Raw genomic sequence first — 10,298 nt, forward strand, 5'->3', positions numbered from 1 at the left:
CCGCCAAACATCTTCGCCGCGCGGGCGCGTATTTCGTCGGGGCTCAGGTCCTCTTTGCGGGTGGAAACGAACCAGATATTGCCGAACGGGTCTTTCAGGGTGCCGCTGCGGTCGCCATAGAACTGGTCGGTCAAAGGGTGCAACTGGGTACCGCCGGCTGCCAGGGCCTGGGCGTAGACCTTGTCGCAGTCCTCGACATACAAATGAATGCCTACGCCTGCACCGTTGAGCTTCTGGCTGGCGGTAAGGCCGCCCTCCATGTCGCAGGGGTCGCCGAGCATCAGCGAAGAATCGCCGATCCTCAGCTCGGCATGGCCTACCCGGCCGCCCGGGGCGTCCAGGCGGAACATTTCGACTGCCCCGAAAGCCTGCTTGTAGAAGTCGATGGCCTTGGCGGCATCGTTGATGGCCAAGTAGGGGGTGATGCTGTGCTGGCCTTCGGGGATGGGTTTGGCTGCCATGTTCGACGCTCCTTTGCAGTGGGCGCCGGAGGGCGCCCTGTTGCTTAGAGTCGTCTGCGCAGAAGGAAAATCGACAAGGGTGCTAGACCGATTCTCTATAAGCGCGTCTGTCAGAAGATGTAGTCGGTGGTCAGGAAGCTCGACTGGCGGTTGCGGATGATCTCGCTGATCAGCTCCTTGTTGGCTTCCTGGAATCGGGTCGCCACCAAGGTACGGATGGAAAACACGCGCAGGGCGTCATGCACCGACAAGGTCCCTTCGGCGCTGTTCTTGCGGCCATTGAACGGATAGGTGTCGGGGCCGCGCTGGCATTGGGCATTGATATTGATGCGCCCGACCTGGTTGGCAAAGATGTCGACCAGGCTGCCGATAGTCGCCGGGTCGTTGCCGAACAGGCTCAGTTGTTGGCCGTAATCGGAATCCAGCACGTAGTCGATCACCGTCTGCAGGTCGCGGTATGGCACCACCGGCACCAGCGGGCCGAACTGTTCTTCGTGGTAGACGCGCATGTCGCTGTTCACCGGGTACAGCAGCGCTGGGTAGAAGAACGAACCCCGGCTTTGGCCGCCCCCTGTGTTGAGTACGTGCGCACCCTTTGCCGTGGCATCGGCGACCAGGCCATCGAGATAATCGACCTTGCCCGGTTCGGGCAGCGGCGTCAGCGCCACGCCGGGTTCCCAGGGCATGCCCGGCTTGAGCGCGGCCAGTTTGCGCTGGAATTTGTCGAGGAAGGGTTGGACCACGTCTTCGTGGACGAACAGGATCTTCAGTGCGGTGCAGCGCTGGCCATTGAACGACAACGCACCGGTGACGGCTTCCTCGACGGCGTTGTCGAGGTCCACCTGAGGCAGCACGATGCCCGGGTTCTTGGCGTCCAGGCCCAGCGCTGCGCGCAGGCGGTGCGGGCGCGGGTGCAGTTTTTTCAGGTCGCTGGCGGCTTTGTGCGTGCCGATGAAGGCGAAAACATCGACCTTGCCGCTGGCCATCAGCGCGCTTACCGTTTCCCGGCCACGGCCGTAGATGACGTTGATCACCCCCGGCGGGAAGCTGTCGCGGAAGGCTTCGAGCAACGGGCGGATCAGCAGCACGCCGAACTTGGCCGGCTTGAACACCACGGTGTTGCCCATGATCAGCGCCGGGATCAGCGTAGTGAAGGTTTCGTTGAGCGGGTAGTTGTAGGGGCCCATGCACAGCGCCACGCCCAGTGGCGCGCGGCGGATCTGGCCCAGGGTGCCTTGTTCGAGCTCGAAGCGGCTGGAGCGGCGGTCGAGGTCCTTGAGGGCGTTGATGGTGTCGACGATGTAGTCGCAGGTGCGGTCGAATTCCTTTTCCGAGTCCTTGAGGTTCTTGCCGATTTCCCACATCAGCAACTTGACCACGGCCTGACGCTGCTCACGCATGCGCGCCAGGAAGGTTTCGACGTGCTGGATACGCTCGGCCACGCGCATGTTCGGCCAGGCACCACGGCCCTTGTCATAGGCCTGCACGGCGGCGTCGAGGGCAGTGAGTGCGGTATCGGCATCCAGCAGCGGGGCGCTGCCCAGGATCACCTGACGTTCCTCGCTGCCGTCCTTGAGCCAGACCGGGCTGCGCACCGTGGCCAGCGGGCCGTCCCAGCGCCTGAGCTCACCGTTCACCAGGTAGTCACGTTGTTCCAGAGGGGCTTCCAGGCGCCAGGGTTCCGGGATGTTCTCGGCGCTGGGGAAGAGTGAATCGAGCAGACGGTCCATGGGTACTGCACCTCACATTGCTGGGCGGGTTCAAAGCCAGGTGAAACGCTTCAGCTTCGAGCATGCACCGGCTGCGGGAAAAACACCAGTCTGGCTCAAACTTGTCACGTGTGCCCGCGACACGGTGTCATCTGGGTTTGCTTCAGTGCGGGTTCCGCCCAGCACGGCAACTGCGGCTTGAGCAGCGTTGATGCGGGCTGTTAGCAGGCATGTCCTGCTCGTTTATGCAAAGAAGGCATCAAAAAGTTTTTTGAAATAGCGAAGTGTTAATCGGGTGCCGCGAGGTCGGCCCGCTTATAGCTAATGACTGGGAGTTGAGGCAGTTAATGCAGAAAAATTGACGCCATTAAACTTTATTCAGCGCAATCAAAGTGCCACTTGCCAAAGTGTTTTTGGGTATCTTAAATTGTTACTGGATGTGATGGCAGAAGTTACTTGTAATTACTTAGATATCAGGATGTTACGTTTTTTATTGCTGATTTATTGTTTTTTCCCGATACACCATAGGGCACTTCAAAGGACGTCGAAGCAGACATGAAAGCGACCTTGACGGCAGTGGCGCGAAAATACATATCGCCCTCCCAGCGTTACGAAATCAGACACCTGGCCAGCAAGGTGCGTGAAGTGATGGCGCGTGCCTGTTTCTGGCGCTGGGAGGTTGCCAGGTTTCGGCTGCAGCAGGAGAGCCCTTACGAAATCCTCTACATCGGCCGCAAGCAGCAACGGGAAATGGCCAAGCTGCTGATTGCCGGCAAAAGCCAGGGCAGCGCGGCGATCGTTGACAGTGCGCGTGCGACAGCGGCCGCCAGCCATGTGGTGCTGGTCAGCGAAATGCCGACATCCGGCGCCTTGTCGGTGCCGCACTACCTCAGCGCTGTCGTGCCACTGGGCCGCGCGCTGGAGGACATTACCGCTCGCTACGACAGCGAACTGAGGCGTAGCATCCGCAAGAACCGCCCGCTGTACCAGATGCGTCAGGCGTTGTCCGACGACGAGATCGCCATGGCTGACCGCGACCTGCTTCGCCCCTATGCCAGCGCGCGGCAGGGCATCCATGCCGCGCAATTTCCCACCGATGAGGTATTTCGCATTGCCAAGAGTGTCGGCCGGCTCGACTTGATTACCTTGGGCGATGAAGTAATCGGCTGCCACCTGGGCTGTGAAGTGGTGCGCGGCGGCAAGCGTTACTGGAGCACTTTGCGTTTCGGTTATTGCGAAGCGGTATTTGCCGATGCCAAGAAGTTGCGCGAGGTGAACTCGATCACCACCTTCATGGCCCTCGAGTGGGCCCTCGAGCAGGGCTTCGATTATTACGATATCGGCCTGTGCCTGGCGCGCCCTGATGACGGCTTGTTGAAATGGAAGCGCCGCCGTGGGGGTGACATCGACTCGCTGGGCAACCATGCCTACCTGTTCGTCCGCCTGCCCAGGACCGGTACGGCGAAGTTCCTCTGGGACACGCCGATGTTCGCGGTTGAAGGCGACAAGCTGACCCTGCACCTGGGGCTGCCCGACGGGCCAAGCAGTGAGGAAGTGGCCAGCCGTTATCATGAAATGGTGTTCGGCGGGCTGCACAAGATCTACCTCTATGGCGGCAACGCCGAGGGCGAGCCGTTCGTGGAGAGCTTGCGCAGCCGCTATGCCAACCTGCAGTCGCCGCCCACCCTGGAACGGGTTGCGTGCAGCTGAGTCGTTGCCTGTGAACCATTGATCGGCGCTCCGCGCCAGGCTCGTCATCTAGGGAGGACGCTTCATGGGAGGCGATATCTCGCAGTTCAGTGCATCTCCCGCAGCCAGGCAGCATACCTGGACCCTGGCCGCCTACCGCTACATGGCGCGTAAACGACTGGGCAAGCACCGGGCCCTGGACCTGAAAAGCATCGCCGACAAACGCTGGGACATCGCCCCAGGTGAGGTCACGGTTTCGCCGCCGGCCCTCTACCTGCCCGGCCAGCTGGAACGGGTGACGGGTTGGGAGGGCAAGCGGTTCTACCCCTACGAGCACCCGGCGCGCACCATGGAGGGCGGCATCAGTACCTCGCAAGGCCCCACCCGAGGCTACCTGATCAAGAATGCATGGCTGGTCGACGGGGCGTTGTACAAGGGCAAGGCCAGCCACTGGCTGTCGCAGAAACCGAGTACCTTTCCGACCATCATCGTCGACAACGAGATCGACCGTGCGGCCGTCTACTGCACGCAAAACGGCAATTCGTGGTTCGGCACCTGGCTGATGGAAGACTGCCCAACCTATGCACTGGCCTGTAACGAGGGCTTGCCGGTGACCATTGCGCCTTCGGCAAAGTTTCCGCTGTTTACCCAGGCACCGGCCTACGAAGACTGGCTGGGCATGAAACCGCTGCGCTTGCGCAGTGCGTTCTTCCGTGAACTGGTGCTGTTCGATGACCAGAGCAACAACCGCAGTCGGCATGCCCGCTACCAGGCCATGGGCGACAAACTGCTTTCGCATGTGCCGCATGCCCCGCACCCTGGGGTGTTTCTGCTGCGTGGCGGCGACGGCGACCTGCGCCTGCTGCGCAACGAACTGGAGCTTGCCGAACACCTGCGCATCACCCGGGGCTTTCGCGTGGTCAACCCGTTGAAGTCCGATGTGCCCAGTATCGTTGCAGCGTGCGCCGGGGCTAACGTGGTCGTCGGCGTCGAGGGTAGCCAGTTGGTGCATGGGGTCAATGTGCTGCAAGCCGGTGGTAGCCTGCTGACCTTGCAGCCGCCGAACCGCTTTGTCAGCTATTACAAATACCTGACGGACCGTGACCACCAGCATTTCGGGTTTGTGGTCGGCATACCGGAGGGCGATGGCTTCAGGATCGACATCGGCGAGGTGGAGCGGACGCTGGACTTGTTCCCCCGATAACTGTGTAGTATCCAGGCACATGGCCGCGACGAGAAGGGCGAGGGATGATCGAGGTATCACGGTTCTGGCGCGACCCTGCGTTGCCTTTCGTCGAAGCCCGTCGGGTAGGGGATGGGCGCCAGGTGTGCTATGCGGCACATTCCCACGAAAGCTTTTCCATTGGGGTGATCACCGGTGGGCGCAGTACCTATCTGAATGGCGATCAGCGCATTGAGGTGGAGGCGGGTACCACAGTCCTCATGAACCCGGGCGTGGTGCATACCTGCAACCCCATTGCCGGCGAGACATGGTCCTACCTGATGCTGTTTGTCGACTGGCCTTGGTTGCAGGCGCTGGATTTTGCCTTGCCGGCACAGACCTGGAGCCGTTCGCCCGTGTTGTACCGGCGGCTGTTGCAGGCCTTTGCAGACCTGTTCGATGCCAGTGTGGCGGATCGCGAAGCACGCCTGGCCATCCTGTTCAGCGCATTGCCCGGGTTGCTTGGTGGTGAGGCCAGCGTGATTGACGAGGGCAACCCGCGACTGGACGCTGCCGCAGCTTTCATACGCGCTCATCGCAGCGACCCACTGAGCCTGGAAGACATCTGCTCGGCCTGCGGCCTGTCGCGGTCCTACCTGATTCGTGCGTTTCGCCAACGTTTTGGATTGACGCCGCACGGCTACCTGCTCGACCAGCGCGTGCAACTGGCCCGCGCACAGCTGCGCCAGGGCAGGGCGATCGCCGAGGTGGCGCAGGAGGCCGGGTTTGCCGACCAGGCGCACCTGCAACGGGCATTCAAACAGCACCTGGCGGCAACGCCGGGCCATTACCGCAATGCAAACAGCTGAGTGTGGCCTTCGCTGCGTTGCATTTCTTGCGGCAAGCACCTGTCAGCCCTGATGCGACCCTGTGGGCACTGGCTTGCCCGGCGACAGGGCCGGTACAGGCCCTCAGATCACCAGGTAAACCGCACTGCCCAGCAATAACGCTGCCAAGCCCCGATTAAGCAGGCGCATGTGCCGTGGGTCGCTCAGGTACTGGCGTATCACACTACCGGCCCAAGCCCAACTGGCTACCGAGATGAAGCAGATCGGCCCATAGATCCAGGCAAACAGCCACAGCAAGTGCTGTTCACCCCCGGTATAGGCGCCAACCCCTGCCACCGCCGCCAGCCAGGCTTTGGGGTTTAGCCATTGCATGGCCGCACCGTGCCAGGCCGTGGGGGCCTGATCAGTCTGAGTGCTGCCCAGGCGGCCGCCATCGCTGGCCAGCTTCCACGCCATGTACAGCAGGAAGGCAACGCCGCCCCAGTGCAACAGCAGGCCCAGCAATGGCCAGCGCGTCAACATTTGATGCACGCCCAGCCCGACCAGTACCAGCAACAGGCAAAAGCCCAGCGTGGCACCGGCCACATGCGCCAGGCTGGCGCGCAGGCCGTGGCGGGCGCCGCTGCCAAGCGCGACGATGTTGACCGGGCCAGGGGAGATCGAGGCCGCCAATGCGAAAGCGGCCATGGAAAGGGACAGGCTCATGAGGGCAATCCGTATGGTCAAGGGAGGCGTCCATCCTCGGCCATCCCGGGCCTCGCGTATTGAAGAAAAGTCTCCCGTCCCGGATTTGCACAAGTGGCCCGGGTTCAAGCAGGGCTGTTACAGGTTTTGTAATAGTTTTGCGCTATCAGATAAACCTGCTGGGCTTGTAGCATCTTTCTCCCAATCTGTTATCAAGGCCTATATGAGCACCTTCGCGGAGCCCCCCAGTTTTCGGCCGTCCTGGCCATCCGTTCCCCGTCCCTGTGACGTTACCGTCGTGAGTACCCGCTAATGGAATGGCTAGCCGACCCCACGGCCTGGCTGGGCCTGTTGACGCTTATCGTCCTCGAGCTGGTGCTGGGTATCGACAACCTGGTGTTCATCGCCATCCTTGCCGACAAGCTGCCGCCACATCAGCGCGACCGCGCGCGGGTCATTGGCCTGAGCCTGGCGCTGATCATGCGCCTGGGCCTGTTGGCCAGTATCTCCTGGATGGTCACGCTGACTGCGCCGCTGTTCGAGGTGTTCGACAAGAGCTTCTCCGGCCGTGACCTGATCATGCTGTTCGGTGGTGTGTTCCTGCTGTTCAAGGCCACCATGGAGCTGCACGAGCGCCTGGAAGGCCATGTGGCACAGGCCAGCGGCCCGGTTCGTCACTCGGCGTTCTGGCCGATTGTCGCGCAGATCGTGGTGCTCGATGCGGTGTTCTCGCTGGATGCCGTGATCACTGCGGTAGGTATGGTCGAGCACCTGTCGATCATGATGATCGCGGTGATTTTCTCGATCGGTATCATGATCGTGGCCAGCAAGCCGCTGACCCGTTTCGTCAACGCCCACCCCACGGTAATCATGCTGTGCCTGGGCTTCCTGATGATGATCGGCTTCAGCCTCACTGCCGAGGGCCTGGGCTTCCATATTCCGAAAGGCTACCTGTACGCGGCCATCGGCTTCTCGATCCTGATCGAGCTGTTCAACCAGTTGGCCCGTGCCCGTCGCAAACGCAGTGTGCAGCAACACCGGCCACTGCGTGAACGCACGGCGCATGCCGTGCTGCGCCTGCTGGGTGGGCGCCGGGTCGAAGCTGACGAGGTGGGCGAGGAAATTGCTGACCTGGTCGAGGGCGGCGAGGAGCAGGTGGTGTTCGACCGCCGCGAGCGAGTAATGATCAGTGGCGTGCTGAACCTGGCCGAGCGGCCGATTCGCACGGTCATGACCGCCCGCACCGAGGTCGATGTGATCGACCTGGCGCAGCCGGCTGATGCCATTACCCAGGCACTCGCCAACTCGCCGTACTCGCGCTTGCCGTTGATTCGCGATGGCCGTGTCGACGAGCCGCTGGGCTTTGTGCACAAGAAGGAACTGCTCAAGGAACTGCTATCGGGCAACCAGCCAGACCTTGAAGGCATGGCCCGGGTGCCGTTGAACCTGCTGGAAAGCTTCAGCATCCTCAACGCCCTGGAGCAGATGCGCGGCCAGTCGACCCACATTGCCTTCGTGGTCAACGAGTTTGGTGACTTCACCGGCCTGCTGACCATGACCGACATCCTGGAATCGATTGCCGGTGAGCTGCCGGATGCCAGCGAGGTGGAAGGCCCGGGCATCGTCCAGGAGGGTCCAGCCTTTGTGGTCAGTGGTGCCGTGAACCTGAGCCAGGTGCAAGCACGTACCGGCTTCAGCGCCCGCGCCACCGAGGACTACCAGACCCTTGCCGGCCTGGTGATGAGCCTGCTCGACCGCCTGCCGATGGTCGGTGACCGCCTGGCCTGGAATGGCTGGACGCTGACCGTGGAGGCAGTCGAGGAGCGCCGCGTGCGCCAGGTGCGGCTCACACCGAACGGCGACGCTGACGCAGCAGGTGCTTGAAGCCTTCCAGCACCAGCACCAGCACTGCGGCCCAGATCGGCAGGTAAGTCAGCCACTGATCCGGGCCGATGCTCTCGCCCAGCAGCAACGCCACGCCCACCAGCAGCACGGGCTCGACGTAGCTGAGCAGGCCGAACAGGCTGAACGGCAGCAAGCGGCTGGCCAGTACATAGGCGATCAGGGCCGAGGCGCTGATCGCCCCGAGGATCGGGATCAACGCGTACAGCCCTGGGTGTGCCTGCAGGTCGGCACCGGAAAGCGGGCCCTGGATGACGAAGTACAGCGCCCACGGCAGCAGCAGGCACATGTCGCACCACAGGCCTCCGAGGTGGTCGGTGCGGCAGCGCCGGCGCAGCACGAAGTAGATCGGGTAGCCGATCATCACCACCAGGGTTTCCCAGGCAAAACTGCCATGCTGGTACAGCTCGTGGCCTACGCCCAGCGCGGCGCAGGCCACGGCTACCTTCTGCAAGTGTGACAGGCGCTCGCCATACACCAGCCGCCCGGTCAGCACCATGGTCAGCGGCAGCAGAAAATAGCCCATCGACACTTCCAGGCTGCGCCCGTGCAGGGGCGCCCACAGGAACAGCCACAACTGCACGCCCATCAGCCACGAAGTACCGACCATGCCCAGCAACAGTGCCGGTGTACGTTTTATGCGCGAAAACAGCTCACCCACACGTTTCCAGTCCTTCGAGACAAGCATGAACAAGGTGAGGCAGGGCAGGGTCAGCAAGGTGCGCCAGCCGAAGATCTCTTCGCCATCGAGTGGCTTGAGCAGGGAGGTATAGAAATACATCACAGCGAACAGACAGGACGCCATGACCGATGAAACGATGCCTTTTGACACGAATGCCTCGAATACGGGAGTTGAGCGGGTGAATCAGCCGCGCATGATCTCAGGGGGCGTGCGTTGCGGCAACTGTGTCGCGCCTGGGCGGGCGGCCAGCGCTTCAAGAAACTGTGCCGCAGGCATGGGCTTGGCAAACAGGTAGCCCTGCTGGAAGTCCACATCGTGGCGGGCCAGGTAGTCACGCTGGGCTGCGGTTTCCACGCCTTCGGCGACGATGCCCAGGCCCAGCTTGGCCGACAGCTCGATAACGCTTTCCAGGATATGCACCGACAGCGCATCGGCCCCGATCAGCGCGACGAAACTCTGGTCGATCTTCAGGTAGTCGACCTTGAACTGGCGGAGGTAGTTGAGGCTGGACTGGCCGGTGCCGAAATCGTCCAGGGCAATCATCACGCCCATCGCATGGAGTTTTTCGAACAGTTCCAGGGTCACGGGCGTGGGCTCGATCAGCTTGCGCTCGGTCAGCTCCAGGGTCAGCACCACCCGACCGTGTGGGAAGTGCTGCAGGAAGGTGCGGCAGTCGTCCAGCAGGCTCAGGTCGCGGCAATGGTCGGCGGTGATGTTGATGCCGATGTGAAAGCCGTCTTCCAGCAACCCGGCATACGGCGCCAGACTCTGCGCGGTGTGCATCATCAGCGCGCGGGTCATGTCGACGATCTGCCCGCTGTGTTCGGCGTAGGGGATGAACAGGTCGGGCCGTACCAGGCCTTCTTGCGGATGGTTCCAGCGCATCAGCACTTCGGCGCCGGCCCAGCGATAATCACCCTGGCGCACCACTGGTTGGAAGTATGGCAGAAATTCATCGGCCTCCAGCGCCCTGCGCAGTTCGGCGCGGGGCGAGCTGGCGCGGCGGATCTGCCAGCGGCAGGCCAGGGCGGCTGCAGCGCCCAGCACCAGCAGCAGGCCCAGCAGTGCCGGATAGTGGCTGCGCCACAGCCGGCCCTGCTGCGCGGCGGCATAGCCGCCCTGCACGCTGAACGGGTAGCGGGTCGAGCCCAGCAGCACATG

9 protein-coding genes are annotated in these 10,298 nt (G+C 62.4%); 4 read left to right on the forward strand and 5 right to left on the reverse strand.

The annotated features are described in order from the left end of the window. Together HP546_RS19565 and HP546_RS19570 are read right to left on the reverse strand one after the other, a co-directional pair. Nucleotides 1-461 (reverse strand): VOC family protein (locus HP546_RS19565; protein WP_172228520.1); only part of this gene is annotated, 461 nt, incomplete at its 3' end. A 110-nt stretch (nt 462-571) separates the two neighbouring features. Next, nucleotides 572-2,191 carry an NADP-dependent glyceraldehyde-3-phosphate dehydrogenase gene (locus tag HP546_RS19570; RefSeq protein WP_172228522.1) on the reverse strand — a complete coding sequence of 540 codons (1,620 nt, stop codon included), beginning with the start codon at nt 2,189-2,191 and terminating at the stop codon, nt 572-574. Nucleotides 2,192-2,725: 534 nt separating this feature from the next. Between HP546_RS19570 and HP546_RS19575 the strand changes: the two genes are divergently transcribed. The 3 genes from HP546_RS19575 (at nt 2,726) to HP546_RS19585 (ending at nt 5,890) form a co-directional block, all read left to right on the forward strand. Then, nucleotides 2,726-3,880 (forward strand): hypothetical protein, encoded by a 1,155-nt coding sequence (locus HP546_RS19575; RefSeq protein ID WP_172228524.1) that lies wholly within the window; start codon nt 2,726-2,728, stop codon nt 3,878-3,880. Nucleotides 3,881-3,944: 64 nt separating this feature from the next. Then, nucleotides 3,945-5,063, forward strand: a complete 1,119-nt coding sequence (locus HP546_RS19580; protein ID WP_172228526.1) for a glycosyltransferase 61 family protein — start codon at nt 3,945-3,947, stop codon at nt 5,061-5,063. A gap of 44 nt (nt 5,064-5,107) precedes the next feature. Then, on the forward strand, nt 5,108-5,890 hold the full coding sequence (locus HP546_RS19585; protein WP_172228528.1) for an AraC family transcriptional regulator: 783 nt from the start codon (nt 5,108-5,110) through the stop codon (nt 5,888-5,890). A gap of 102 nt (nt 5,891-5,992) precedes the next feature. On the opposite strand, the gene HP546_RS19590 is transcribed toward HP546_RS19585, so the two are convergent. Continuing rightward, on the reverse strand, nt 5,993-6,574 hold the full coding sequence (locus HP546_RS19590) for a LysE family translocator (protein ID WP_172228530.1): 582 nt from the start codon (nt 6,572-6,574) through the stop codon (nt 5,993-5,995). Nucleotides 6,575-6,865: 291 nt separating this feature from the next. Between HP546_RS19590 and HP546_RS19595 the strand changes: the two genes are divergently transcribed. Further along, nucleotides 6,866-8,437 (forward strand): TerC family protein, encoded by a 1,572-nt coding sequence (locus HP546_RS19595; protein ID WP_172228532.1) that lies wholly within the window; start codon nt 6,866-6,868, stop codon nt 8,435-8,437. On the opposite strand, the gene rarD is transcribed toward HP546_RS19595, so the two are convergent. After that, the gene (rarD, locus tag HP546_RS19600) at nt 8,400-9,287 is read right to left on the reverse strand and encodes an EamA family transporter RarD (RefSeq protein WP_172228534.1); all 888 of its coding nucleotides are present in this window, start codon (nt 9,285-9,287) and stop codon (nt 8,400-8,402) included. The two genes, HP546_RS19595 and rarD, sit on opposite strands and share 38 nt — an antisense overlap. Nucleotides 9,288-9,320: 33 nt before the next feature. Beyond that, nucleotides 9,321-10,298, reverse strand: a 978-nt coding sequence (locus HP546_RS19605; protein WP_172228536.1) for an EAL domain-containing protein, incomplete at its 5' end; no start/stop codon positions are given.

This window comes from Pseudomonas sp. CM25 (genome assembly GCF_013179705.1).
Classification (GTDB): domain Bacteria; phylum Pseudomonadota; class Gammaproteobacteria; order Pseudomonadales; family Pseudomonadaceae; genus Aquipseudomonas.